The 646-nt window shown below is 67.5% G+C and carries 1 pseudogene; it reads right to left on the bottom strand.

Going from position 1 to position 646, the window contains the following annotated elements:
• Window positions 1–546, bottom strand: a pseudogene (locus CSC62_RS17415) (sensor histidine kinase); the annotation flags it as partial.
• Window positions 547–646: the final 100 nt, after the last annotated feature.

Below are 646 nucleotides of genomic sequence, written 5' to 3'. Positions count from 1 at the left end.
GCGTTCCACGATCGCCAGGCCCAGACCGGCGCCGCGGTCGTTGGCGACGCCGTCGCCGAGCCGGCGGAACTCCTCGAAGATCTCCTGCTGGAGGGCGTCGGGAATGCCCGGCCCCTGGTCGTGGACCTCGATGCGCAACTGCGCCCCATCGCGGCGGCAGCCCAGCAGCACGCGCCCGCGCGGGGTGTAGCGCACCGCGTTGGACAGGAAGTTCTGCAGGATGCGCCGCAGCAGGGTCGCGTCGCTGCGCACGGTGGCGCGGGTCGGCACGTAGTCCAGGCGCAGGCCGCGGCCTTCGGCGACGATGCCGAACTCGCGCGCCAGGGTCTGCAGCAGCGGGTCCAGCGCCAGATCCTGCACCTGTGTCTTCAACGTGCCCGCTTCCAGCCGCGAGATGTCCAGCAGGCTGTTGAGGATCGCGTCCTGCGCCGCCAGCGCATTGTCGACGTGGTCGGCGATCTGCCGCGCATCGGCTTCGTGCAGCTTGCCGCGCAGCGCCGAGACGAACATGCGCGCGGCGTTGAGCGGCTGCAGCAGGTCGTGCACCGGAAAAAAAAAACAAAAGCAACTACGGAGACAAACTCCGGCAACGCGGCCGCTGCAGAAAATGCAGACATCGACTCATGTCCATAATAAAGAGCACCTA

The organism is Pseudoxanthomonas jiangsuensis (genome assembly GCF_010093185.1).
In the GTDB taxonomy this organism is placed as follows: Bacteria; Pseudomonadota; Gammaproteobacteria; order Xanthomonadales; family Xanthomonadaceae; genus Pseudoxanthomonas; species Pseudoxanthomonas jiangsuensis.
The sequence above is the reverse complement of the archived record's forward strand: the minus strand, read 5'-3'. Positions and strand labels throughout refer to the sequence as shown.